We start from the raw sequence: 25,497 nt of genomic DNA, 5'->3' as shown, positions 1-25,497 counted from the left end.
GTTGACGCGACGTCCAATTGATACGACGTGAAACGACTCCAGCCCTGTGTGCCCCGCGACCGGAGCACTACCATCCGTGGGGTGACAGCGGGAAACGACACGGTTCTGGAACTGCTGCCCATGGTGTTCGCCGCCCCCAACGACGCCCTGGCCCGGGCGGAGGGGGTGCTCCACACCGATCCCACGCCGCTGCACGCCTCCGTCGCCCACCAGGTGATCGGCATCTGGCAGCGGGACTGGGGCGACATGCGCCTCGCCCTGGAACATCTGCGGCGCGCCCGCGCGCTGGCGGCGCGCGCCGAATCCGCCGAGCGGGAGGCGGACGTCCTGGCCACGCTCGGCGTGGCCCTGGTCCACGCGGGCCGCACCCGACAGGGCCTCGCCGCGTTCGAGCGGGGCATCGAGCGCGGTACGGGGCACACACGCGCGCGTGTGCGGTACCGGCGGGCCTATTCCTGGTGGGTCCTGGGGCATCACCGCGAGGCGCTGGACGACCTGCGCCGGGCGATCACCGTGCTGCGCCAGGTCGACGACGTCATCTGGACGGCGCGCGCCCTCACCCTGCGCGCCACGGTGCACCTGGCGCTCGGCGCGGTGGACCGGGCCGACGCCGACTTCACGGCGGCCGAGGCCCTGTGGGAGACCACCGGTCAGGAGCACGACAAGGCCGACGCGGTGGAGAGCCGGGGGCTGGCCGCGTTCCGCTCGGGGGACGTGCCGGCGGCGCTGCGGCTGCTGGACGAGGCCGAGGAGCGGTACGCCAAGCTGGGGACGCCCACCTTCATGCTCGACATCCGGCGCTGCGAGGTGCTGATGGCCGCCGGGCTGGCACCCGAGGCGCTCGCCGAGGCGGACGCGGCGATCACGGTCCTCGACGGGATCGGCGGACAGTCCACCCGCAAGGCGGAACTGCTGCTGGCCGCGGCGCGGGCGGCCCGGCTGGCGGAGGATCCGGCGACGGCCACCGCGCGGGCGGCGCTGGCCGTGCGGCTGTTCGCCGGACAGCGGCGCACCTGGTGGGAGGCGCACGCCCAACTGGTGCTGATCGAGGCCCGGATGGCGACCGGGCGGAGTTCGGGGCGGCTGGTCGCGGAGGCGGTCCGGGTGGCGGAGCGGCTGTCCTCCTTCGGGGCACCCGCCGCACCGGAGGGGTGGCTGCTGGCGGGCCGGATCGCGCTGGACCTGCACTGGACCGAGGACGCCGAGCGCTATCTCGCGGTCGCCGCGCGCAGCCGGCACGGCGGGCCGCCGCTCGCGCGGATGACGGGCTGGGCGGCGCAGGCGCTGTGGGCACGGGCGGCCGGATCGGCGCGGGGCGTCCTGGAGGCCTGCCGGCGCGGACTCGACGTCCTCGACGACCACCGCACCACGCTGGGCGCCTCCGAGCTGCGGGCCCGCGCCACCGCACAGGGCGCCGAACTCGCCTCGCTCGCGCAGCAGGTGAGCCTGGAGCGGGGCGGGCCGCGGCAACTGCTGGTGTGGAGCGAGCGCTGGCGGGCCACCGTCCTGTCGGCGCCGCCGACCCGGCCGCCCGCCGATCCGGCGCTGCTCAGCGGACTGACCGCCTACCGGGAGATCGCCGCCCGCGCGGAGGGCGCCCGGATGGACGGCCGCCCGGTGCCGACGCTGGAACGCGAACAGCGCCGGCTGGAACGGGAGATCCGCTCCCGGACCCTGCACATCCGCGGCGAGTCCCCCGGCGACGGCGACCGGTTCGACGTGGGCCGGCTGCTGGAACGGCTCGGCGACGGGCGGCTGGTCGAGATCGCCGTACTGGACGGGCGGGTGCAGGTACTGCTGTGCGGGGGTGGCCGGGTCCGAAGGTTCGCGGGCGGGCTGGTGGCCGAGGCGGAGCGGGAGGCCGAGCATGTGCAGGCCGGGCTGCGGCGGCTGGCGCACCCCGGCGCGGACGGGCGGCTGCCGGTGGTGGAGGCGGCGGGCCGGCGACTGGAGAACCTGCTGCTGGGCGAGGCCGCGGCGCGGCTGGGTCCCGGCCCGGTCGTGATCGTGCCTCCGGCCAGGCTGCATCAGGTGCCGTGGGCGCTGCTGCCGTCGCTGCGGGAGCGGGTGCTCAGTGTGTCGCCGTCGGCCGGCAGCTGGCTGCGCGCGCGGGAGACCGAGCCCACCCCGGACGGGCGGCACGTACTGGTGCGGGGGCCGGGCCTGGCGACCGGGGGTGCCGAGGTACCCGAGGTGGCGGGCCGGTACGGCAGGCCGACGGTGCTGGAACACGAGGACGCGCGGGTGCCGCGGGTGCTGGAGGAACTGGACGGGGCCGCGCTGGCCCACATCGCCGCCCACGGCACGTTCCGGGCCGACAGCCCCATGTTCTCGTCCCTGCGCATGGCCGACGGCCCGCTGATCGTGCACGACTTCGAGCGCCTCGCCCGCAGCCCGTACCGGATCATCCTCTCCAGCTGCGACACCGCCCGCCTGGCCTCGGTGGGCGCCGACGAACTCCTCGGCCTGGTCACCGCGTTGCTCCCGCTCGGTACGGCCGGGGTGGTCGCGAGCAGCGCACCCGTCAACGACGAGGCGGTGGTCGCGCTGATGCTGGCCCTGCACAAGGGTGTCAGTGGCGGCCTCTCCCTGGCGGAGGCGCTGCGCGACGCCCGCGCCGCCCTGCCTGGAGACGCCCTGCACCAGGCGACGGGCTGGGCGTTCACCGCCTTCGGAGCCGCGTGAACACCGCACCCACGAAACCGCGTGACCGCCCGCCGCCCCTCGGCGCGGACGACCCGCCGCGACAGACCACCCGCCGAGTCAGACCACTCACCGAGTCAGACCACCCGGCGGGTCACGCCGACCGACAGGACGGGCCGTCCGCCGGGTCACGCCACCCGACAGGACAGGCCGTCCGCCGGGTCACGCCACCCGACAGGACAGGCCGTCCGCCGGGTCACGCCACCCGACAGGCCATGGCACCGACAGGTGCGACCGCCCATCGCGACACGCCACCCGGCAGGCAAGGCCGCCCACCGCGACACGCCACGCGCAGGTCACACCACCCGCCGAGCCCCGCCGCCGGCAGGTCACCCCACCCGCCAGGGCACCCCACCCACCAGGGCACGCAACCCGCCGGTCAGGCCGTCCACCCGATCAGGTCGTCCACCCGGTCAGGCCGTCCGCCCGATCAAGCCGTCCGCCCGATCAGGCCGTCCGGCAGCTCCACGAGGCACGGCAGGGCCGCCCTGTCGCTCGCGCCCAGGCGGGTGTACGCGCCGTACAGGTGATTGCCGACCGTGCGCACGGACAGGGTCAGCCGCTCGGCGATCTGCCGGTTGCTGAGGCCGGCCGCCGCGAGGGTGACGATCTGGCGTTGCCGGGCGGTGAGTTCGCCCAGCACCAGACCCGCCAGCGCGGGGGTGCGGGCGCCCTGGCAGCGGTGGGCCAGGGCGACGGCCCGGGTACGGGCGGTGCGGGCCGCGCGGGGGTCCCGGTGCAGCTGTGCGGCCTGGGCATGCGCCTCGGCCGCGAGCAGGAGGAACCCCCGCTCCTCCAACTCCGCGGCGGCGTCGTCGAGTCCGAGCCCGTCCCCGCGGGCGAGCGCGTCGGCATGCCGTGCGAAGACCCCGCCCGCGGGGGCGGCTCGCCGTGCGGCGTCGTGGTGGGTCGCCCGGTCCGGCGGTCCCGGCCGCGTCCCCCGCACTCCCGTGCGCGGGGAGCCGCCCCCCGGACCTCCCGGCCCATGCCCACCCTCCCCCGTGTCCGGCCGCGCTCCCGCCGGGGCACCCCCGTCCGCCGCGGCACCCCCGTCCCCGTTCGGTGCGGCGGACGGCGAAGGCCGCCGCGCTCCGGCGCGGCCGGGGCGGCCCGCGGACGAGGCCCGTTCAGGGCCGAAGGGGGGTCCGGGGGCATGGCCCCCGGGTTCGGGTCGGGAAGGGGCGGCGGGGGCGAACTCCCCCAACTGCTCGTCGGCGTATCCGAGTTCGGCCAGACACCCCGGATCACCCGGCGTCCCCGCCAACCCCTCCCGCGCCCAGGCCACCGCCTCCCGCACCTCCCCCCGCAACCGGGCGAACCGCGCCCGGACCGCCGCGTACCCGGCCGGGACCTCCTCCCCTTCCCCCACCAGCCACTCCCCCACCGGCGCCGTCCCCGACCGCACGTCCGCCCCGTCGATCCGCCGCGCCACCTCCTGCGCCTCCGCCTCCAGCGCCGCGCCCCAGGGCGGGCGGCCCTGCGACAGCCGCCGGGCCCGCAACCGCCCCGCGACCGCCCGCAGTACAGGCCCGTGCAGCGGGTGGGCGAGCCGGACGGACACGTCGTCGTCGGCCCGGATCAGCCCGTCGCCCTCCAGCCGCTCCAGGACGCCCAGGTCCAGCTCCTCCACCGCCAGCGGCAACGGCTCCGCGAAGGCGAGCTGGTCCAGGATCTCCCGCTCCTCGGGACAGGGCCGGCCCAGGACGGCGGCCGCCCGTTCACGCAGGGCAGGCGGAGCCGGGAGCGGCCCCCGCCACCTCCACTCCGCGCGGTCGGCGCTCCGGCCGGCCGGCCCCTGGTCCCGCACAGTGTCCAGCAGGTCGCGCAGCAGCCCGAGGTCGCCTCCGGCCAGCCGGTGCAGCCGGTTCGCGGTGAGCGGCTCCGGACGGAGCCCGGCGGCGGCGGTCAGCAGCTGGACGACGTCCTCGCGGGGCAGTGGCTGGAGGGCCAGCCGCGGCAGCAGGTCCCCGGAGCGCAGACGGGCCACGGCGTCCGGCGCCGGCACGCCGTCGGCGACCAGGACCAGCAGCCGGGTGCGCCCCTGGACGGCGAGTTGATGGACGAGCGCGGCTGAGCCGTCGTCCAGCAGGTGGGCGTCGTCGACCAGCAACAGTCCCACGTCGGAGAGGAGTTGGACGGCGCGGTGGAGGGTGACGCCCTCGGGCAGCAGAGAGGCGAACGCGGCGAGGGCGGTGCCGCGGGTCTCGGGCGTGCCGGCCACCCGCACGCACTCCGTGCCGCGTACGGCCTCCGCGGCCAGCCGGCCGCGGCCGCGGCCGGGCGGCCCGGTCACCACGATGCCGGTGCGCCCGGCGCCCAACGCGCGCCGGACCAGCTCCAGTTCCTCCGCGCGGCCGGTGAACGGCCACGGCGGCGACGGGAGCGGCCGCGGGGTCCTTGCGTCACGTACGGAAGTCGTCACCTCTACAGGAGTCCGCATACTCATGCCTGATACAGGCCGACTTGAGTAGCCCCCGACTCAGGCCCCGGCCGGGCGTCGCGGTGCAGTCTGGAGTCCATGACCGCCCGTTACTGCTCGCTCGCGCGGCAGCCGGCCCCCGCGTTCGCGCCGGGCCTGGCCGCCGAACGGCTCGGCGCGCTGATGAGCGGTCGTCGGATGTGGGTCAACGGCACCGTGCTCCACTACTGCTTCCTGGACGGCGAGACCGACGGATCGGTGATCCCGGTGCCGGGTTCCGGGGGGATCCGCTGGGTGTCGTGGATCGGGGACGAGGCCCAGCGGGACGTGGTGCGCGACGCGTTCCGCGAGTGGCGGGAACTCGGCATCGGGGTGTCGTTCGTCGAGGTGGACGACCGGTCGGAGGCCGAGCTGCGCATCGGGTTCCAGCAGGGCGACGGTTCCTGGTCCGCGGTGGGCCGGGACGCGCTGGGGGCGGGCCTGAACGAGCGCACCATGAACTTCGGCTGGGATCTGACCGCGTCCGGGGAGCGTGCGACGGCCCTGCACGAGATCGGGCACGCGCTCGGCATGCAGCACGAGCACCAGAGTCCGTTCGCCGGCATCCACTGGGACGACGAGGCCGTGTACGCCGATCTGGCGGGCCCGCCGAACTTCTGGAGCCGGGACCGCACGTACGTCAACGTGCTGCGCAAACTGGACCCGGCCGAGGTCAACGGCTCGGTGTGGGACCCGCAGTCCGTGATGGAGTATCCGTTCCCGGCGGGGCTGATCCTGGAACCGGCGCAGTTCCGCGGGGGTGTGCATCCGCCCGGCGCGCTCTCGCCGCTGGACAAGGAGTTCGCGCTGCGCTGGTATCCGCCGCCCGACGCGCCGCGTCCGCCCGTGCTGGTGCCGTTCCGTTCGGTACCGCTGTCGCTGGCGGCGGGCGAGCAGGCCGACTTCCACGTCGAGCCGCCGGAGACCCGGGAGTACACGTTCGGCGCCTTCGGGGACGGTGACTCGGTCGTCGTGCTCTTCGAGGAACGGGACGGCGAGCCGCGTTTCCTGGCCGGCCGGGACGACGGGGGCACTCCCCACAACGCCACGATCAGGGCCCGGCTCGTCAAGGGCCGCCGCTACCTCGTCCGGGTCCGGCTGTACTCGGGCTGGGGCGCGGGAGAGACCGCCGTCATGTGCTGGTGACGGCACGGGAGGGCGCCGTACGCGCCCGCGGACCACAGTCCGGCGCCGGGGGGAGGTGGCCGGCGTCCGTCACCTTCGGGGGAGGGAGACGGGCGCCGGCCGCTTCCGGCGCGGCCACGACGGTGTGCGCTCAGCCGACCGCGGGGAACCTCACGACGCGGCCCTGTGCGCCGTGCCGCCCTCGTCCGGGTGGGCGAGGCCGAGGTGGTCGCGCAGGGTGGTGCCCTCGTACTCGGTGCGGAAGACGCCCTGTTCCTGGAGGAGGGGGACGACCTTGTCGGCGAACTCGTCGAGACCGCCGGGTGTGATGTACGGGACGAGGATGAAGCCGTCGGAGGCGTCCGCCTGGACGTAGTCGTTGATGGTCCTGGCGACGGTGGCCGGGGAGCCGATGAAGTTCTGCCGGTTGCCGGTCTCGATGACCAGGTCGCGGATGGACCAGTTGTGCGCGGCGGCCAGCTCCCGCCACTCGCGGGCGACGGCCAGCGGGTCGCGGTACATGCGGACCTGGGCCCGGCCGCGGGCGATGTGGTCCTCGCCGGTGTCGGGGTCGATGTCGGGGAGGGGGCCGTCGGGGTCGTAGCCGGAGAGGTCCCGGTTCCAGACGAACTCCAGGTGTTTGATCGCGGTGGCGCCGCTGACCTGTCGGCGGCGGACCTCGTGGGCGATCTCCTCGGCCTCGGCGTCGGTGTCGCCGAGGACGAAGCTGGCGGCGGGGAGGATGAGCAGCTGGTCGGGGCGGCGGCCGTACTTGGCGAGGCGGGACTTCACGTCCGTGTAGAAGGCCTGGCCGGTGTCGAGGGCGGCGTACCGGCTGAAGATGGCGTCCGCGCTCGACGCGGCGAACTCCCGGCCCTCCTCGGAGTCGCCGGCCTGGAAGACGACCGGCCGGCCCTGGGGGCTGCGGGGGACGTTGAAACGGCCGTGGATGTCGAAGTGCCGGCCCTCGTGGACGAAGGCGCCGGCCTTGGCGTCGCTGAGGAAGGTGCCGGTGGCCCGGTCGGCGATGATCTCGTCGCCTCGCCAGGAGTCGAAGAGTTCGTTGGCCGTGGCGAGGAACTCCTTGGCGCGGGAGTACCTCTCGTCCTGCGGGAGGAAGCCGCCGCGGCGGAAGTTCTCACCGGTGAAGGCGTCCCAGGAGGTGACGACGTTCCACGCGGAGCGGCCGTCGGAGAGGTGGTCGAGGCTGGCGAACTGGCGGGCCACCTCGTAGGGCTCGTTGAAGGTGGAGTTGATGGTGCCGGTCAGGCCGAGGCGGTCGGTGACGGCGGCGAGCGCGGCGAGGACGGTGAAGGTGTCGGGGCGGCCGACGACGTCCAGGTCGTAGATGCGGCCGCCCTGTTCGCGGAGCCGGAGTCCTTCGGCGAGGAACAGGAAGTCGAACTTGGCGCGTTCGGCGGTCCTGGCGAAGTGGACGAAGGAGCTGAACTCGATGTGGCTGCCGGCCCGCGGGTCGCTCCACACGGTGGTGTTGTTGACGCCGGGGAAGTGGGCGGCGAGGTGGATCTGCTTCTGGGGCTTGCTCATGTCGGGTGTCCCCTCCGGCTCAGGCGGCGTAGCGGTTGGCGGGGCGGGGCAGGCCCAGCAGCCCGCGCAGGGTGTCGGCCTCGTAGGCGTGGCGGAAGGCGTCGCGGCGCTGGAGTTCGGGGACGAGGCCGCGGGTGATGGCCGGCAGGTCGTGGCCCACGACGGCGGGGCGCAGCCGGAACCCGGTCAGCCCCGTCTCCGCCAACTCCTGGAGCAGGTCCGCCAGTTGGGCGGGAGTGCCGGTGAAGATCCGGGCGTCGCTGGTGTACTCCTCGCCGGCGAGGGTGTCGAGGCGGTCGCGGCGGGCGGCGGCCTCGGCCGGGTCGTCGTCGAGGAGGACCACCAGGTCGGCGAAGACGTGCAGCCGCTCGTCGGCGCGGCCCGCCGCCTGCTGTTCGGCGCGGATCTCGGCGAGGATCGCGCGGGCCTGTCCGGCGTCGTGCGGGGTGGTGTAGCCGACGTCGGCGGCGCGGGCCACCAGGCGGTAGGGGACGGTGTCGTGCGCGAGGGCGGTGACGAGGGGCTGGCCCTGCGGCGGGCGGGGGGTGATGGAGGGGCCCTTGACGCTGAAGTGGCGGCCCTCGAAGTCGATGTAGTGCAGTTTGTCCCGGTCGATGAAGCGGCCGGTGGCGATGTCCCTGATTTCCGCGTCGTCCTCCCAGCTGTCCCAGAGGCGGCGTACGACCTCGACGTGGTCGCCCGCCTCGTCGAAGAGGTCGGCCACCAGCTCCAGGGTGGCCGGGGCGTCGTAGGCCTCGATGCGGGGGATGGTGCGGCGGCCGAAGTGGGCGGCGTCGGTGGGACGGGCGCTGATCTGGACGCGCAGGCCCGCACGGCCGGAGCTGACGTGGTCGAGGGTGGCGACGGCCTTGGAGATGTGGAACGGCTCCGTGTGGGTGGCCACCACGGTCGGGACCAGGCCTATGTGGCGGGACAGCGGGGCGATCCGGGAGGCGATCAGGACCGCGTCGAGCCGGCCGCGGACCTGGTCGGTGCGCTCGTCCGGGTCCAGGAAGTGGGAGGACTGCGGGCCGAGGCCGTCCTCGATGGTGACGAAGTCGAGCAGGCCGTGCTCGGCCTCGGCGACCTGGTCGGCCCAGTAGCCGGCGGTGAACAGTTCGCGGGGTCGGGAGACCGGCTCGCGCCAGGAGGCGGGGTGCCAGCCGGTGCCGTCGAGGGCGACGGCGAGATGCAGGGGGACAGCGGGAGTCGAGGACACGGAGGTGCCTTCCTGGAGGTCCGTACGAGAGCGCCGGGCCCGCCGGTGGGCGGCGGGCGCGGGGGCGGGGCAACGGGGTCAGGAGCAACAGAGGGCGCCGGCCACGCGCTGGAGGTCGATGTGGGGCCGGGAATGGAGATGCAGGGACCGGAGCGGGGTCGCGACGCCGGTGCGCCGCACTGCCTGCGCGTCCCGCACGTCCGTCACCCCCGCCCCTCGCGGTCGGCCGGCCGCCGTCCCCGGCGCCGATCGGTGCCTCTCGTCATGAGCCACAACACCCCACCGCGGCGGGGTGTTCCCCGCGTGCGTGCCGACACGGGCGGACGAGTGGTGGCGCGCGGTGAGGCGGAGCGACTCGTGGCGCCGGATCGCCGGGGCGTCGCCGGCGGCGGCGTGCGCGCGCGAGGTGGGGGCTCCGCCTCCGCGAGGGTCTGTCGGACGACGGGTCACGGAGGCGGGGTCCCTTCCTGTGCGAGCGGGACGGTTCGGCCGGTGTTCTGACGCCGGGTCAGGAGTCGGTCAGGGGCAGGCCGGGAGGGTTGACCTCGGACTTGGCGACGGCCTCGTTGGAGAGGTGCCAGGCCGCGAGCCACTGGGCGTACTGGCCGTTCTCGATCAGGTGGTTGAGGGCGGCGGCCAAGGGTTTGGCGAGGCCGCTGTCCTTCTTGGCGGTCGCCGCGATCAGGCCCTGGAGGCTCTCCCCCGCGCCGGAGAACTGGCCGGCGATACGGGTCTCGTTGGGCGTGCCGGCCGACTGGGTGGCGTGGTAGGACAGGTTCGGGTTCGGACCGAAGTAGGCGTCGATCTTCCCGCTGTTCAGTGCCAGGTAGGTGCTGTTGCTGTCCTGGAAGTACTTGACGGTGAGCTTCTTGCCCTCGCTCTCCAGTTTCTTCTTCCACGCCAGCAGGATCCGCTCCTGGTTGGTGCCCGCGCCCACCGAGACCGTCCTGCCCGCCAGCACCTGGTAGTCGCCGTCGAACGTCCATGTGCTCGACTTCGGCGTCTCGAGGGCCAGGTCGTCCTTGCGGTACGAGACGAACTCGTACTTGCGCTTGCGCTCCTCGGTCACCGTCACGTTCGTCAGGGCGACGTCGACCTTGCCGCTGTCGATGCCGACGAAGAGGTTCTCCCAGGTGAATCGCCTGACCTCGGGCTTGAGGCCGAGTACCGCGGCGACCAGGCGGCCGAGGTCGGGCTCGGAGCCGGTGAGGGTCTTCTGGTCGCCGCCGACGAAGCCCAGCGGAGGGGAGCCGGACGGCAGGGTGCCGCTGCCGATGACCAGCTTGCCGCTCCTGCGCACGGCCTCGGGCAGTTGGGCGCTGATCGACTTCACCTCGGACACCTTGAGGGTGGTCTCCTTCGCGGCGCCGTTGGAGAGCCGGCCGATGGTCACGCTCCCCGAGGCGGCGGTGTCGGTCGTGGTGGCGGCGTCGCTGTCACCACCGCAGGCGGCGAGCCCGGTGGCCAGGGTGGCGACGGCGGTCGCCGCGGTGATGCCGCGCATCAGGCTGCGTCGGGTGATGTGGGTGGGCATGGCCGTCCTTCGTGACTGGTGGCGGGGAGGGAGGGGATGAGGTGGTGCGGCGCGGGGTGTCAGAGGACCTTGCTGAGGAAGTCCCGTGTGCGTTCGTGCCGCGGGTTGTCCAGGACCTCTGCGGGCGGGCCCTGTTCGACGATCCTTCCGGCGTCGATGAAGACGACCCGGTCGGCGACCTCGCGGGCGAAGCCGATCTCGTGCGTGACGATGACGAGGGTGGTGCCGCTGGTCGCCAGGCTCTTGATGACGGCGAGGACCTCGCCGACGAGTTCGGGGTCGAGGGCGGAGGTGGGCTCGTCGAAGAGGATGACTCCGGGGCGCAGGGCGAGCGCGCGGGCTATGGCGACGCGCTGCTGCTGGCCGCCGGACAGCTGGCGGGGGTAGGCGGAGGCCTTGTCGGCGAGGCCCACCCGGTCGAGGAGTTCGCGGGCCAGTTCCCGCGCCGCGGCCTTGCCGAGCCTGCCGGTCGCCACGGGGGCGGCGGCGACGTTGTCGAGCACGGTCAGGTGCGGGAAGAGGTTGAAGTTCTGGAAGACGAACCCGATACGGCTGCGCTGCGCGAGGATGGCCCGCTCGCTCAGCTCGCGCAGCCGGTCGCCGTGCCGGCGCACGCCGATCGGCTCGCCGTTGACGCTGACGTAACCGATCTCGGGCTTCTCCAGGTGGTTGATGACCCGCAGCAGGGTGGACTTGCCGGAGCCGGACGGGCCGAGGACGACGGTGACCTCGCCGGGCCGCACCGTCAGGTCGACACCGTCGAGCACCCGGTGGGCGCCGTACCACTTGTGGACGTCGTGCACCTGGACGGCGGCGGGCCGCGCCGCGGCCGGCTCGGCGGCCCGCGGGGTCGCGGTGACGGTCTCGGCGGTCATACGGCGGCCTCCCTGCGCGCACGCTCCCGCAGGTCCCGCAGGCCGGTGCGCAGCTTCTGCAACGGGGTCGGCGGCAGGGAGCGGGTGGCGCCCCGCGCGTAGTACCGCTCGACGTAGAACTGGATCACGGAGACGAGGCTCGTGAGGATCAGGTACCAGACGGTGACGACCAGCAGCAGGGGCACGATGTCGCCGGGGTAGGTGGAGCCCATCGACTGGGCGGTGCCGAACAGGTCGAGCAGCGACACGTAGAAGACCAGCGAAGTGCTCTTGACCAGGCCGATCAGCTGGTTGACGTAGTTGGGGGTGATGGACCGCAGGGCCTGCGGGAAGACGATCCGCCGGAACTGGTAGCCCTTGGGCAGGCCGAGGGCGGACGCCGCCTCGTGCTGGCCCTGGTCGACGGAGAGGATGCCGCCGCGGACCACCTCGGCGGCGTAGGCGGCCTCGTTGAGGCTGAGGCCGATCACGGCGATCGCCATGTCGGTGGCGAGCCGGGACTCGTCGAAGCTGAAGAAGGCGGGTCCGAAGGGGATGCCGACGCTCAACGTCTTGTACAGGGCGCTGAAGTTGTAGAGGAACAGCAGCACGACGATGAGCGGGACGGAGCGCAGCGCCCAGACGTAGGTCCAGCTCGCGGCGCGCAGCACCGGGCTGCGGGAGAGCCTGGCCAGGGCGAGCAGGATGCCGCCGAGGAGGCCCAGCACCGCGCTCCAGGCCGTCACTTCGAGGGTGATCAGCAGTCCGTCGAGGATCGTCGGGCGCAGGAACCAGTAGCCGAAGCGGTCCCATTGGTAGAACGGGTTGGTCACCAGGCCGTGGACGAACTGGGCGGCCAGCACCAGGACGACCGCGGTGGCGATCCAGCGTCCGGGCCGGCGCAGCGGCTGGACGCGCTGGGCGGTGAGCCGGTGGCGCGGCGGGGGTACGGCGGGTGGTGCCTCGGCGAGGGCCACGGCGCCTGGGGGTTCACTCATGAGGGGCTCCGGCGGGAGTCGGGGCACCCCGGATCACGGCGGGCGTGGGTGGCCGCGGCGGCGCGGCGGGGCGGCGGTGGCCGCTCCGTGACGGGCCGGCGCGGCACGGCGCGCGGATGCGTACGGGGAACCGGGGTGGGGCGGACAACGGCACACCGCGCAGGCGGTGTTCGTCAGGAACGCGGTGACGGGGCGAAGGGTGTGAGGGGTTCAGCCCCGACAGCGGGCACGGCCCGGCGCGGTACACAGCGCGCTGTTCACGCGGAGGAGATCGACGGCGCGGTCGGCGACGAGGACGTCGAGGTACGGCCGTACGCAGCCGCGGAGGCGGCGGGGCGCCGTCCGAGAGGCTGCGTACATGTCCGTCACCGTCACTGTCCGGCCCCGTGGGGCCCTCGCGCTTACCGAAACGTCTACCGAACGTCATCCGGTCCGGTCGTCACCTGGGGCACCCCACCGCCGAGCGAGGGTTGCCGGTCAGCAAGCCAGGGCTTGTCGCTGACGCTCATGACCGTTCTGGGTCGTAAGTTAAGACAGTCGCCCGAACGGTTGTCAACGCCGGTCCAGCCACTGGACCGGGTCAGGACCGCGCGACCTGCGCCTCCGTGCCCGTGACGGGGGTCGTGTGGCTCGCCCAGTCCAGTATCTGGACGGCCGAGCCGGCGGCCTCCAGACCCTGACAGCGGGCGTGGTGGCGGCGGTTGACGCCGTCGAGGTCGAGATGGCCGCCGAAGGCGGGGTGCGCGGCCAGCCGGCGGGCGTACTCCCACAGGGCGGGGTGCCCGGCGACGCGGCGCACCGTGTCGGCGTCGAGGTGGTGGCGGTGCACGGTGTCGAGCTGGACCAACGTCACCCACAACTCGACGTCGGCCGCCGTGATCTGCGTGCCGATCAGATGGGGCCGGGCGCTGAGCCCTTGTTCGAGGACGCCGAGCGTGCCGAGCAGCGTGTCGAGGGCCGCGGCGCGCTCCGACGCGTCGGCGCCGGCCGCTCCGGCGCGCTGGGCGGCCTCCTCGATGCCCTGGGCGCACATCCGCTGGACGGCCTCGATCTCCGACTCCGTGCCGCACGGGTACAGCGAGGGCCGGCCGCCGCCGAAGTGCCGGGCGAGGTCGCGGGCGATGTCGGGGCCGTGGGTGGAGACGATCCGACCCGACCAGTCGTCGCTGAGGACCGGCGCGAGGGCGGGTCCGGTGTAGTGGTGCGCGCTGGCGTCGTACAGGGGACGCAGCTGCGAGTGGCCGCCGTCGGGACAGTCCGGGACGGCGGGCAGGAACGTCACGGGACAGGCGCGGTCCAGGCCGAGCAGGCTGTGGACGACGGCGATGCGCAGGCCGTCGGGGTCGGCCGGCGAGAGGTGGAGCCGGTAGCGGCGCGGCACGGCGTAGTGGCCGCTGCGCGCGTCGCGGCCGATCCGGCCCCGGAAGGCGGGGGCCGGTCGGGTGGACGGGTGGGCGGCCTGCGGTGTGACGGTCATGACTCTCCCCGGGGGCGGGCGCGTGGGCGGACGCGCGGCGGATGTGACGTCGGACGGGAGGGGTCGGACGGAGGGCCCAGCCCGCATTCCGCACGCCGGCGCGGACGGTGCCGCGGGGACACCGTCGAGGGGGCTCGGCGCAGGGGAAGGGCTGGTTCAGCCCTGGGGCATCGCGCTGCAGACGCGCAGCAGGTCGATGTGGCGGCGGGAGGTGAGAAGGGGGGACGCCCATTGCGTGCGGCTCACTCGACGGGCGACCGCTACCGTCTCACACCCCATGTGTTTCCCTACCCGTTCACTAGGATTCCCGGTCCGAGTGTCGATCCGCCCCCCGTCGCCGTCAAGAGGGCGTCCAGCAGGTGAGTCAGGAGACGCGGGCCGCAGGGGGGCGCCTGTCTCAGGGGGTGGGGTCTCGGGGGTGCCGGTCGCAGGGGACGCCAGTCTCGGGGGTGCCGGTCGCAGGGGACGCCTGTGTCAGGGGGCGCCTGTCTCGGGGGGTGCGGGTCTCGGGGTGTGCGGGTGTCAGGGGCGGGGGTCTCGGGGTGTGCGGGTGTCAGGGGCGGGGGTCTCGCGGGTGCCGGGTGTCGGGGGACGGCAGCCGGTACACCGACACGTGGGACCGCGACTCGGCGGTGAACTCCGAGCCGGTCCAGTCGGCGTGCCGGGACTCCAGCCGGAAGCCGGCCAGTTGCGCCATCAGGTCGAGTTCGGCGGGCCAGACGTACCGGTGCGGGCTGCGGTCCAGCTGGGCCCGCCGACCGCTCTCGTCGAACCTGAAGTGGTGCGAGACGACGTGCTGGCGCAGGACGTCGTAGGTGTCCAGGCCGATGTAGCCGGGCTCACAGTGCCAGACGGTCGCCTCCCGCCCCGGCGGGAGCGTGCGCAGTTCGGGCACCCACAGCTCGACGACGAACCGGCCGCCGGGTCCGAGGTGCCGGGCGGCGTTGCGGAAGCACGCGACCTGGTCGGCCTGGGTGAGCAGGTTGGAGATCGTGTTGTAGACGAGGTAGACGAGCGTGTACTCCCCCGGTGCGCGGGCCGTCGCCATGTCGCCGACGACCACCGGGATCGCCGACTCGTCCGCCTTGGTCCGCAGCCGCTCGATCATCGGCGGGGACAGCTCGACACCGGTCACCGGCACTCCCCGCCCGGTGAGCGGCACCGCGACCCGCCCGGTGCCGACGGCGAACTCCAACGCCCGGCCGCCCTCCGCCAGTTCGGCGAGCCGGTCGACGGCCGGTCCGAGCACCTCGGGTGCGAACATGCCGGTGCCGGGGGTGTCGTAGCGTCCGGCGACATCGGCGTCCCAGATCCGTTGTTGATCCATGTCGCTCAACGATGGTCAGCCGTGCGGGCGTTGTCCACCCATTTGTCGGCCCGGGGATTTCACGCCCGCGTCTTCCCGCTCTCGGCGAACTCCTCGGCGGCGGCGAGGTCGAAGTCACCGTGGTCGCTGCCGAGTCCCTGGGCGACCAGGGCCGCCGCGGCACAGCCCAGGACGGCGGCCCGCGCCGGTGCGCGCCCGAGGGAGACACCTCGCAGGTATCCGGCCGAGAAGGCGTCACCGCATCCGGTGGTGTCGACGACGTCCACCGCGAAGGCGGGGACCGTCTCGCTGCCGTCGGCGCTCACCACCAGCGCGCCGTCCCCGCCGCGGGTCACCGCGACGACGCCCGCGCCGGCCTCGCGCAGCTTGCGCACGCCGGCCGCCAGGTCCCGCTCACCGGAGAAGCCGAGCACCTGGTCCTCGTTGGGCAGCAGGTGGTCGATGTGGGGCAGTGCCGCCTCGATCTGTTCGAAGCTGCCCAGCGCACCGGGCGCGAGGAAGTCCACGGAGGTGACCGTGCCGTATTCCTTGGCGTACGACAGGATGCGCGCGGCGACGTCGACGCCGATCAGCTCGGGGCCGCCGAGGTGCAGGTGGGTGGCCCGGGCGAGGGCGTCCCAGGGCACGTCGTCGAGGCCGTAGGTGATGTTGGCGCCGAGCAGGTGCAGCGAGGGCCGGCCGCCGTCGGGGCGGATCGGCAGCACGCTCGCGGAGGTGGCGGTGTCGGTGCGCCGGACGAGGAACTCCGTGTCGATCCCGGCCCGTCGGAGGAGCTGGACGAGCATGTCCCCGGAGGCGTCGGTCCCGATGGCGCCGGCGCTGCGGACCGTGGCGCCCAGTTTGGCGAGGGTGAGGGCGGTGCCGCCGGCGGTCCCGGCGGCGGTCATCCTGATGTCCTCGACGAGGGTCGCGCCCTGCCCCTCGGGTATCGCCTCCACCGGCCGTACCAGCACGTCCAGGACGTGCACACCCATCGTGACGACGTCCATCGTGTCGGGGTTCATCGGTTTCCCTCCTGCACGGGCGGTACGGGGTGGGTGGTGCCGTAGTCGCGGGCCAGGGCGGCCTCGATCACGGCGAGTTGCCGGCCTTCGTCCAGGACGCGGGGCCGGCCCATGGCGGCGGCGTGCCGGTACACGCCGCAGGCCCATTCGAGCAGCAGGGCGTGCTCGACGGCCTGTTCGAGAGTCGGGGCGTGGGTGACCGCGCCGTGGTTCGCCATCAGGGCGGCACCGCGCCCGTCCAGGGCGTCGAGCACCGAGGCCGCGAGTTCGGGGGTGCCGAAGGTGGCGTACGGCGCGACCCTCACGGTGCCGCCCAGCGCGAGCAACTGGTAGTGGATGCACGGGAGTTCGTCGAGGACGCAGGACACGGCGGTGGCCATCGGGGCGTGCGTGTGGACGACCGCCCCGGTGCCGTAGCGGTGGTAGACCCCGAGGTGCAGCTCCAGTTCGGAGGTGGGTCGCAGGGTTCCGGCCACGATCGCGCCGTCCAGGTCGACGACGGTCACCTGGTCGGCGGTGATCCGGCCGAGGACCGCTCCGGTCGCCGTGACGGCGACCCGGTCCCCCACGCGCACGCTCACGTTCCCGGCCGTGCCGATGAGGAGGCCTTCGGCCGCCAGGCGCCGGCAGGCGTCGGCCACGGCGGCCCGCTCCTGACCCAGCGCGGAGCTTGAGTCGGTCATGGGCGCGACGGTAGCGTAAACGTGAAACAAAGTCACCTTCATGTTCGGAGGCTGTTCTTGGGCCCGGCAACCGCGGATCAGGGCGCCACCCCGTTGCGCCGCACGCCCCGGCAGGCACGCAGCCGGGCACGGCTGGCACTGGTGCTCGAGGCCGCCGAACGCGTGCTGGTCGCGGAGGGGGTCGAGGCGCTCACGACGACGCGGGTGGCGGCCGAGGCGGAGGTGTCGGTCGGCTCGCTCTACCAGTACCTGCCCGACCGCGACGCGCTCATCGACGCCCTGGCGGCGGGATACATCGCGCGCATCGAAGGGCTCATGGACGATCTGGCGCGGGCCGCCGCGGCCGAGCGGTGGGCCGACCCGGTGGGCGTGCTGCTCGACGCGTTCACCGGCGTCTACCGCACCGAACACGGTTTCCGCGCCCTGTGGTTCGGCAGCGGGCTGACCGAGCGGACCCGGGCCGCCGACCGCGAGCACAAGCGCCGGATGGCCGACGGCGTCCGCCGTGTCCTGCTCGCCCTGGACCTGGCGGACGACGACGAGGCGCTGTCCCGCGCGTGCCACGCGGCGGTTCTGGCGGCGGACGCCCTGGCGCAGGAGGCGTTCCGCCGGGATCCGGCGGGGGACGCGACGCTGCTGGAGGAGGCGAAGGTGATGCTGCGGGGGTATCTGGGGGCGGTCGTGGCGCGGTACCCGTCGCACGGTGGCGGGAGCCGGGTCCGGCCATGACGGAGGCCGCCTTCTCGTCCGAGAAGGCGGCCTCCGACCACCTCACGCCGGTCGGGACGACAGGATTTGAACCTGCGACCCCTTGACCCCCAGTCAAGTGCGCTACCAAGCTGCGCCACGTCCCGCCGCGTTCCCCGCTGAACCGGGGGAACGCGCAGGTGAACCCTACCGTACGCGTACCGGTGCCCAGGGCGAGGCGGGGCGGGGCGCCGGGCCCGAGGGGCGGGCGGCGCGGCGGACCGGAACCAGCAGGGCGGCGAGGGCCGCGCCGAGGCGGACACTTCGGCGGCCTGCCGCGGATGGTGGCGGGCATCATGGCCACCACCTCCTTCACCGACGACGCGCAGCCCGACCGCCTGTCCTGGCCGTCGCCCTGGACGGGGCCCGCGCCACCCGCTGAGCGGTGGGTGGGCCGTCGCCCTGGACGGGGGCCACGCCACCCACTGAGCGGCGAGCGGGTCCGGCTCCGGAGGGGACGGGCGGATCCGGGCCCTTCCCGGTCACTCGGGCGCGACGCGGAGACGCTGCGCGCGGGGCGGCATCGGAGCGGATCTTCCGGCTCCCGTTCCGGACATGCGATCCAAAAGGAACCCATTTCCTCCGGTCGTGCGCCTTTCAACAATGCGTGGATCCGGCGAACGGGACCCGCGGGAAACGCAATAGTTCCGTTTTCCTACGCCGTGGCCTTTTCCTCGAGGGTGACCGAATCAATACGGCGCGAAACCGAGCGGTCGTTCAAACGTTGACTGGCGAGTAATAAGACCACTACCTTTCAACGCGCTTCGAACAAGCGCTCTTACGGTCTTCCGCGGTGATCCTTTCCCGCCGGGATCCCGGTGCACGCCTTTGCCGTCCCGAACCCCCCACCGTGCAGTTTCACCCTTGATTCGGAGAATCAATGACGTCCACTGTGCGCTCCGAGGACATGATCATCGGCATCACCCCTTTCGGCGAACCCGATGCCGGGCTCGCCCTCGCGGTCGGCAGCGCCGGCGGCCTGGGCGTGCTCGATCTCGGCGACGGCGGCCGAAGATCACGCGAGGCGCTGGCCCGATTGCGGCGCTCGGCGCCCGGCGGGTTCGGGGTCCGGGTCGGCCCCCGGTGCCGGCTGTCGCCCGCCGGCCTCGGAGCCGACGGCCCGCACACGGTGGTCCTGGCCGCCGACGCGTCCTGGACGCCGACCGCTCTCGCCGCACGCCACCGTGTCCTGGTCGAGGTCACCGATCTGGCGGGCGCGCGGCAGGCGGCTCGCGACGGGGCGCACGGCCTGATCGCGCGGGGCGGCGAGTGCGGCGGCCGCATCGGCTCGCTGAGCACCTTCGTGCTGCTCCAACAGCTGCTGTCCGCACCGGACCTGGACCTACCGGTGTGGGCCTGCGGGGGCATCGGACCACACACGGCCGCTGCCGCGGTGGCCGGCGGGGCGGCCGGGGTCGTCCTCGACGGACAGCTCGCCCTGCTGGCGGAATCCGCGCTGCCCGAGGCCGCGGCCGCCGCACTGCGCCCCCTGGACGGCTCGGAGACCGTCGTCGTGGCCGGTCACCGGGTGCTGCTGCGCCGGGGCCCGGACGCCCCGCGGCTGCCGGAGGACGCCGGACCGCGGGAGATCGCGGCGCTGCTCGGCGCGCGGGACCCGCGCACCCAGTTGCTGCCGGTGGGCCAGGACGGCTTCCTCGCCGCCCGGTTCGCCGACCGCTGGGGCGACGCACGGCGGACCGTACGGGCGTTACGGGACGCGGTGCGCGCCGCCCTGACCGACGAGGGGACCGTACGGGCGCCCGCGGACGGGACGCCGATGAGCCGGGCGCTGGGCACCCGGCTGCCGGTCGCCCAGGGGCCGATGACACGGGTCAGCGACGGGGCCGGGTTCGCGGCGGCGGTCGCCGCGGACGGGGCGCTGCCGTTCCTCGCCCTGGCCCTGGCGGACGGCGAGCGCACCCGGGAGATGCTGGCCGAGACGCGCGAGGCGGTGGCCGGCCGGCCCTGGGGGGTCGGCGTCCTCGGCTTCGCGCCGGAGGACGTACGGGCGGCGCAGTTGGAGGCCGTACGGGAGCTGCGGCCGACGTACGCGATCATCGCGGGCGGGCGGCCCGCGCAGGCGCAGGCGCTGGAGCGGGACGGGATCCGGACCTTCCTGCACGTGCCGTCGCCGGGGCTCCTGCGGCAGTTCCTCCAGGCGGGTGCGCGCCGGTTCGTGTTCGAGGGCTCGGAGTGCGGCGGGCATGTCGGACCGCGCGCCAGCTTCCCGCTGTGGGAGGCCCAACTCTGCGTACTGGAGGACTACTTCGACGAGGGCGGGGACGCCGCCGGCATCGAGGTGTTCTTCGCGGGCGGGGTGCACGACGAGCGGTCGGCCGCGATGGTGGCCGCGCTCACCGCGCCGCTGACCGCGCGCGGGGCGGCCGTCGGCGTCCTGATGGGCACGGCGTACCTGTTCACCGAGGAGGCGGTGGCGCACGGCGCGATCCGGCCGCTGTTCCAGCGACAGGTGCTGGCCGCCGACCGCACCACACTGCTGGAGTCGGCGCCGGGGCACGCCACGCGCTGCGTGCCCAGCCCGTTCGCCGCCGGCTACCGCGAGGAGGCGGCCCGGCTGCGCGCCGAGGGCGTCCCCGACCGGCGGATCTGGGAGGAGCTGGAGCGGCTCAACATCGGCCGGCTGCGCCTCGCGAGCAAGGGGGTGACACGGGAGGCGGACGGCGTGCTCGCGCCCGTCGACGAGCAACGGCAGTTGGACGACGGCATGTTCATGGCCGGCGAGGTCGCCGTGCTGCGCTCGGCGACCACGACCCTCACCGAACTGCACACGTCCGTGACGACGGGAGCGGCCGCCTTCCTGTCCCGGCGGGCCGCCGAACTCGGCGTCGGGGACGCCCCCCGTCCCACCGCGCCCGCGCCGCTCGACGTCGCCGTCGTCGGCATGGCCTGCATGTTCCCGCAGGCGCCCGACCTGCCCACGTTCTGGGCCAACGTGGTCGGCGGTGTGGACGCCGTCGGCGAGGTGCCGGCCGACCGCTGGGACCCGGCCGTGCACCACGGCGCGTCCACCCCCTCGAAGTGGGGCGGATTCCTGCCGCCGATCCCCTTCGACCCGCTGCGCTACGGCATCCCGCCCGCCTCCCTCGGCCACATCGAGCCGGTCCAGCTGCTGTCCCTGGAGGCGGCCCGGCGGGCCCTGGAGGACGCCGGGTACGGCGACGGGGGAAGGGAGTTCGACCGCTCCCGCACCTCGGTGGTGTTCGGCGCCGAGGCCGGCAGCGACCTCTCCAACGCGGCCACCCTGCGGGCCGTACTGCCCTCCTACTACGGGAAGGTGCCGCGGGGTCTGGACGAGCAGCTCCCGCGGCTCACCGAGGACTCGTTCCCCGGCATGCTCGCCAACGTCATCTCCGGCCGGATCGCCAACCGGCTGGACCTCGGCGGCGCCAACTACACCGTCGACGCCGCCTGCGCCTCCTCGCTGGCCGCGGTCGACGTCGCCTGCAAGGAACTCCTCGCCGGCACCAGCGACATCGTGCTGTGCGGCGGCGCCGACCTGCACAACGGCATCAACGACTACGTCCTCTTCTCCTCGGTGCACGCCCTCTCCCCCACCGGACGCTCCCGCGCCTTCGACGGCTCGGCGGACGGCATCGCCCTCGGCGAGGGGGTGGCCTGCGTGGTCCTCAAGCGGCTCGCGGACGCCGAGCGCGACGGCGACCGGGTCTACGGCGTCATCAAGGGCCTCGGCTCCTCCAGTGACGGCCGCTCCCTGGGACTGACCGCGCCCCGTCCCGAGGGCCAGCGGTCCGCGCTGGAGCGGGCCTACGCGAACGCGGGCGTCTCCCCGGCCCAGGTCGGCCTCGTCGAGGCGCACGGCACCGGCACGGTGGTCGGTGACCGCACCGAACTCGCCATCCTCGGCGAGGTGTTCGGCGAGGCGGGCGCCGCGGCGGGCGGCTGTGTGATCGGCTCGGTCAAGTCGCAGATCGGACACACCAAGTGCGCGGCCGGGCTGGCCGGCCTGATCAAGACGGCGCTCGCGCTGTACACGGGCGTCCGGCCGCCGACGCTGCACGTCGAGACGCCCAACGCCGCCTGGGACGCGGACCGCAGCCCGTTCGCCTTCCACACCGGGGCCCGGCCGTGGGCGGTGCCCGCCGCCGAACGTCTCGCCGGGGTCAGCGCCTTCGGCTTCGGCGGCACCAACTTCCACGTGGTGCTGGGCGCCCACGCCGACGGGGTGGCGCCGGCGCGAGGGCTCGACGCCTGGCCGGCCGAACTGTTCGTCTTCCGCGGCCGGGACGAGAAGTCGGCCCGTCGCGCGGTCGCGGACCTCCTCGGGGCCGCCGAGGCGGACGGCCGTCCGTGGCGCCTGCGCGACCTGGCGCTCGCCGCGGCGCGGCGCTCGGACGCGAGCACCGACCCGGTGCGGATCGCGGTCGTGGCGACCGATGTGGACGACCTGACCGGCAAGCTGAGGACCGTCCTCGACGACCCGGCCGGCGCCGACCCCGCCCGCGGCATCCACCTGGCGGCACCCGGCTCCGCCGGCGGCGGCCAGGTCGCCTTCCTCTTCCCCGGCCAGGGCAGCCAGCGCACCGGCATGCTCGCCGAACTGTTCGTCGCCTTCCCCGAGTCGCGCGCCTACCTTGAGCTCGGGCGGGAACACGCCGACGCGATCCACCCGCCGGCCGCCTTCGACGACGCCACCCGGGAACGGCAGCGGGCCGCGCTCACCGACACCCGGGTGGCGCAGCCCGCCCTCGGTATCGCCGGGCTCGCCGCGCACGCCCTGCTCACGGCCGCCGGCGTGGAGCCGGACATGGCCGCCGGGCACAGCTACGGCGAGCTGGTCGCCCTGTGCGCCGCCGGCGCCCTCGCCCCCGAGACCCTGCTGGAGCTGAGCGGTGAGCGGGCGGCGGCGATCCTCGGGGCCGCCGCCGGGGAGGACCCGGGAACCATGGCCGCGGTCGCCGCCGGCGCCGAGGAGGTCGAGCAGGCCCTCAAGGCGGCGGGCGCACCGGACACCGTCGTCGTCGCCAACCGCAACTCCCCCCGCCAGACGGTCGTCTCCGGTCCGACGGACGCGGTCGACGAGGTGGTGGGGCTGCTGCGCGAGGCGGGTCTCGGCGTCCAGCGGATCCCGGTGGCGTGCGCCTTCCACAGCCCGCTGGTCGCCGGGGCCGGTGCCCGCTTCGCCGAGGCGCTCGCGGCCCGCCCGGTGCACGCGCCCGAGTTCCCGGTCTGGTCCAACCGCACGGCCGCCCCGTACGCCGCCGACGCGGACGCGGTCCGGGCGGAACTCGCCGCACAGATCGGCGCCCCGGTCTCGTTCGCCGAGCAGATCGAGGCGATGTACGAGGCGGGCGCGCGCGTCTTCGTCGAGGCAGGTCCCGGCTCGGTGCTGACCCGGCTGGTCGGGCAGATCCTCGGCGAGCGGCCGCACACCGCCGTCGCGTGCGAGCCGCGGCCCGGCGGTGGCCTGCGCGACTGGCTCGACGCCCTCGCCCGGCTCGCCGTGGCGGGGCTGCCGGTGCGCACCGGAGGGCTGCTGCGCGGCCGGGACGCGGTCGACGCGGTACGCGCCCCGGCGCCCGAGGTCCCCGGCTGGACGGTGGACGGGCACCTCGTCCGCACCGCCGCCGGCGCCCTCCTCCCCGGTGCCCTGGCACCGGCCCGACGTGTCGTGGACACCCTGGAGGCGACTGTGACGACCAACCCCCCGCCCGGCGTCCCGTCCGACCGGGACGCGCTCATCTCCGAGTTCCTGCGCACCAGCCGCGAGATGATCGCCGCCCAACGGGACGTGCTGCTCACCTACTTCGGCGGGGCGCCCGGCGCGCCGGTGGCCGGACCGGCCGCCGCGCCCGTCCTCGGGCAGGTGCCGCTGCCCGCCGTCGAGGCCGTGCCCCGACCGCCCGGCCTCCCGGTCGCGGCACCGCCGCGGGTGCCGGAACCGGCACCGGAGCCCGCGGCACGGACCGCCGGGCCCGTCGACGTCCAGCAGATGGTCCTGGACATCATCAGCGAACGCACCGGCTATCCGGTCGACATGATCGAGCCCGACCTCGATCTGGAGGCCGACCTCAGCATCGACTCCATCAAGCGCGCCGAGATCGCCGGCGAACTGGCCAGACGGCTGGGCGCCGGGGGCGGCGCGGACCTCGCCTCGATGGACGACGCGGAGCTGGAGGAGCTGGCCAAGGCGCGTACGGCGGCGGCGGTGACCGGCTGGCTGACGGCCCGGCTGGGCACGCCGGCGGCACCGCAGACGTCGGCGGCACCCGAGACGCCGCTCGCGCCGGGGACGTCCGCGGCGCCGGACGAGCCGACGCCCGCGCGGTCGCCCGCCGGGGAGGCGGTGAGCGGTGAGCCGCCGCGGCGGCACGTCCTGCGCCCGGTGCCGCTCGGCGGTCCGGGCGGCACCGACCCCGCCGCCCTGTTCCGCGGCACCCGCTGGGTCCTCCTCGGCCACGCCCCGGAAGTGGCGGCCCGCATCGAGGCGTTCGGCGCCGAGGTGGTCGTGCGCGGCCCGGAGCACCTGCTGGGTGACGCGGACGGGCCGGTGGACGGGGTGCTGTACCTCGGGGCGCTCGCGGACGACGGCACGTCCGTCCTGCCGGACGCGTTCCCGGTGCTGAAGGCGGCCCTGGCGGGCCGGCCGCGGTGGCTGCTGGCCGTCCGCCCGGCCGGCGGCGAGGCACGGTCGGCCGGGCTGCGCGGCCTGTTCCGCACGGTGGCCCACGAGTACCCGGAGACGGTGGCGCGGGTCGTCGACCTGGCCGACGTCTCGCCCGCCGGCGTCGCCGCCGCGGTGGCCGAGGAGGCCGCCGCACCGGACCGTACGCCGGTCGTCGTGCGGTCGGCCGCCGGGCGGCACGGGTTCGAGCTGGTGGGGGAGCCGTTCGGCCCGCTGGGCGGTACCGGCGCCGGACCGGCGGGGGACGGTGCGGCCGAAGCCGCCGCGCTGGGCCTGGACCGGGACTCGGTGGTGGTGCTGGCGGGCGGGGCGCGGGGCATCACCGCGCAGTTCGCCGCCGCGCTCGCCGGTGCGGCCCGCTGCCGGCTGGAACTGCTCGGCCGCACCCCCGCGCCGGACCGGCCGGAGGACGCGGACACCGCGGCCGCCCGCACCCCGGCCGAGCTGCGCGCCGCGCTCGCCGCGCGCGGCGGGGCGAGGCCGGCCGAGATCAACCGTGCCGCCGAACTCCTGCTCGCGCAGCGGGAGATCAGGGCGACCCTGGAGGAACTCGCCGCGCTCGGCAGCCCGGCCCGCTACCGCTCGGTGGACTTCCGCGAGCCGGACGCCGTACGCCAGGCCGTGAAGGAGATCCACGCCGAGCACGGCCGGCTCGACGGCGTGGTCCACGCGGCCGGCGTGATCGAGGACCGGCTCATCGCGGAGAAGAGCGCCGAGTCCTTCCGGCGGGTCTACGGCACGAAGGCCACCGGCGCCCGGGCGCTGCTCACGGCGTTGGAGGAACTGCCCGCCGCGCCCGCCTTCACGGTGCTGTTCGGCAGCGTCGCCGCCGTCCTCGGCAACCGGGGCCAGGCCGACTACGCGGCGGCCAACGACGCCCTGGAGTCCCTCGGCGCCGCCTACGCCGCCCGCACCGGCCGTCGTGCGCTGACGGTGCACTGGGGTCCGTGGGCGCCCGCGGCCGGGCACAGCGGCATGGTGGGCGCGGAGCTGGCCCGCGAGTACGCCCGGCGCGGCATCCGGCTGATCGACCCCGAGGAGGGCACCGCGGCGCTGCTGCGGGAGCTGGCCTGGGGCGACGAGTCCCTGACCGCCGTCGTCCACACCGCTCCGGGCTGGTGACCGGCGCCGTGACGCCTCGTCAAGTGCCGGTCGC

General features: G+C 74.8%; 15 protein-coding genes, 1 tRNA gene and 1 riboswitch. Of the genes, 4 read left to right on the top strand and 12 right to left on the bottom strand.

Features of this window, described 5'->3' with window-relative positions; translation table 11 throughout:
• Nucleotides 1-81: 81 nt before the first annotated feature.
• The gene (locus ACFYO5_RS14510; protein ID WP_388708414.1) at nucleotides 82-2,685 is read left to right on the top strand and encodes a CHAT domain-containing protein; all 2,604 of its coding nucleotides are present in this window, start codon (nucleotides 82-84) and stop codon (nucleotides 2,683-2,685) included.
• Between the two features lie 448 nt (nucleotides 2,686-3,133).
• Here ACFYO5_RS14510 and ACFYO5_RS14505 read toward each other — a convergent pair whose 3' ends face one another.
• Nucleotides 3,134-5,125 (bottom strand): LuxR C-terminal-related transcriptional regulator, encoded by a 1,992-nt coding sequence (locus tag ACFYO5_RS14505; protein WP_388708411.1) that lies wholly within the window; start codon nucleotides 5,123-5,125, stop codon nucleotides 3,134-3,136.
• Nucleotides 5,126-5,221: 96 nt separating this feature from the next.
• Here ACFYO5_RS14505 and ACFYO5_RS14500 point away from each other — a divergent pair, with 96 nt between their 5' ends.
• Nucleotides 5,222-6,307, top strand: coding sequence for a M12 family metallopeptidase (locus ACFYO5_RS14500; protein WP_388708407.1), 1,086 nt, complete (start codon nucleotides 5,222-5,224; stop codon nucleotides 6,305-6,307).
• Nucleotides 6,308-6,457: 150 nt separating this feature from the next.
• Here ACFYO5_RS14500 and ACFYO5_RS14495 read toward each other — a convergent pair whose 3' ends face one another.
• The 10 genes from ACFYO5_RS14495 to ACFYO5_RS14450 all read right to left on the bottom strand — a co-directional run bounded on the left by ACFYO5_RS14495 (nucleotide 6,458) and on the right by ACFYO5_RS14450 (nucleotide 16,930).
• Complete coding sequence (locus ACFYO5_RS14495; RefSeq protein ID WP_388708404.1) at nucleotides 6,458-7,834, bottom strand: NtaA/DmoA family FMN-dependent monooxygenase; 1,377 nt, start codon at nucleotides 7,832-7,834, stop codon at nucleotides 6,458-6,460.
• Between the two features lie 19 nt (nucleotides 7,835-7,853).
• A complete protein-coding gene (locus tag ACFYO5_RS14490; RefSeq protein WP_388708401.1) occupies nucleotides 7,854-9,053 on the bottom strand; it encodes an LLM class flavin-dependent oxidoreductase in 1,200 nt (399 codons plus the stop codon).
• A gap of 78 nt (nucleotides 9,054-9,131) precedes the next feature.
• Nucleotides 9,132-9,233: a putative leader peptide gene (locus ACFYO5_RS14485; protein WP_356566731.1), complete on the bottom strand. Its 102-nt coding sequence runs from the start codon at nucleotides 9,231-9,233 to the stop codon at nucleotides 9,132-9,134.
• Between the two features lie 328 nt (nucleotides 9,234-9,561).
• Complete coding sequence (locus tag ACFYO5_RS14480; RefSeq protein WP_388708398.1) at nucleotides 9,562-10,587, bottom strand: ABC transporter substrate-binding protein; 1,026 nt, start codon at nucleotides 10,585-10,587, stop codon at nucleotides 9,562-9,564.
• A 59-nt stretch (nucleotides 10,588-10,646) separates the two neighbouring features.
• The gene (locus tag ACFYO5_RS14475) at nucleotides 10,647-11,462 is read right to left on the bottom strand and encodes an amino acid ABC transporter ATP-binding protein (protein WP_388708396.1); all 816 of its coding nucleotides are present in this window, start codon (nucleotides 11,460-11,462) and stop codon (nucleotides 10,647-10,649) included.
• Complete coding sequence (locus ACFYO5_RS14470) at nucleotides 11,459-12,439, bottom strand: amino acid ABC transporter permease (protein ID WP_388708393.1); 981 nt, start codon at nucleotides 12,437-12,439, stop codon at nucleotides 11,459-11,461. The genes ACFYO5_RS14475 and ACFYO5_RS14470 overlap by 4 nt, the downstream gene beginning before the upstream one ends.
• A 392-nt stretch (nucleotides 12,440-12,831) precedes the next feature.
• A riboswitch (SAM riboswitch) is annotated at nucleotides 12,832-12,952 on the bottom strand.
• Nucleotides 12,953-13,019: 67 nt separating this feature from the next.
• Nucleotides 13,020-13,916 (bottom strand): glutathione S-transferase C-terminal domain-containing protein, encoded by an 897-nt coding sequence (locus ACFYO5_RS14465; RefSeq protein ID WP_388708392.1) that lies wholly within the window; start codon nucleotides 13,914-13,916, stop codon nucleotides 13,020-13,022.
• Nucleotides 13,917-14,469: 553 nt separating this feature from the next.
• Nucleotides 14,470-15,243, bottom strand: coding sequence for a class I SAM-dependent methyltransferase (locus ACFYO5_RS14460; protein ID WP_388708389.1), 774 nt, complete (start codon nucleotides 15,241-15,243; stop codon nucleotides 14,470-14,472).
• A 59-nt stretch (nucleotides 15,244-15,302) separates the two neighbouring features.
• Nucleotides 15,303-16,232 carry a carbohydrate kinase family protein gene (locus ACFYO5_RS14455; protein ID WP_388709245.1) on the bottom strand — a complete coding sequence of 310 codons (930 nt, stop codon included), beginning with the start codon at nucleotides 16,230-16,232 and terminating at the stop codon, nucleotides 15,303-15,305.
• 11 nt (nucleotides 16,233-16,243) lie between these two features.
• Nucleotides 16,244-16,930: a class II aldolase/adducin family protein gene (locus ACFYO5_RS14450; protein ID WP_356566603.1), complete on the bottom strand. Its 687-nt coding sequence runs from the start codon at nucleotides 16,928-16,930 to the stop codon at nucleotides 16,244-16,246.
• A 57-nt stretch (nucleotides 16,931-16,987) separates the two neighbouring features.
• Here ACFYO5_RS14450 and ACFYO5_RS14445 point away from each other — a divergent pair, with 57 nt between their 5' ends.
• On the top strand, nucleotides 16,988-17,659 hold the full coding sequence (locus ACFYO5_RS14445; RefSeq protein ID WP_388708386.1) for a TetR/AcrR family transcriptional regulator: 672 nt from the start codon (nucleotides 16,988-16,990) through the stop codon (nucleotides 17,657-17,659).
• Nucleotides 17,660-17,710: 51 nt separating this feature from the next.
• Here the strand turns inward: ACFYO5_RS14445 and ACFYO5_RS14440 are convergent.
• Nucleotides 17,711-17,784, bottom strand: a tRNA-Pro gene (locus tag ACFYO5_RS14440).
• A gap of 773 nt (nucleotides 17,785-18,557) precedes the next feature.
• On the opposite strand from ACFYO5_RS14440, the gene ACFYO5_RS14435 reads away from it, so the two are divergent.
• A complete protein-coding gene (locus ACFYO5_RS14435) occupies nucleotides 18,558-25,463 on the top strand; it encodes an SDR family oxidoreductase (RefSeq protein ID WP_388708383.1) in 6,906 nt (2,301 codons plus the stop codon).
• Nucleotides 25,464-25,497 lie beyond the last annotated feature (34 nt).

It is taken from the genome of Streptomyces sp. NPDC006259 (assembly GCF_042870975.1).
In the GTDB taxonomy this organism is placed as follows: Bacteria; Actinomycetota; Actinomycetes; order Streptomycetales; family Streptomycetaceae; genus Streptomyces.
The sequence above is the reverse complement of the archived record's forward strand: the minus strand, read 5'-3'. Positions and strand labels throughout refer to the sequence as shown.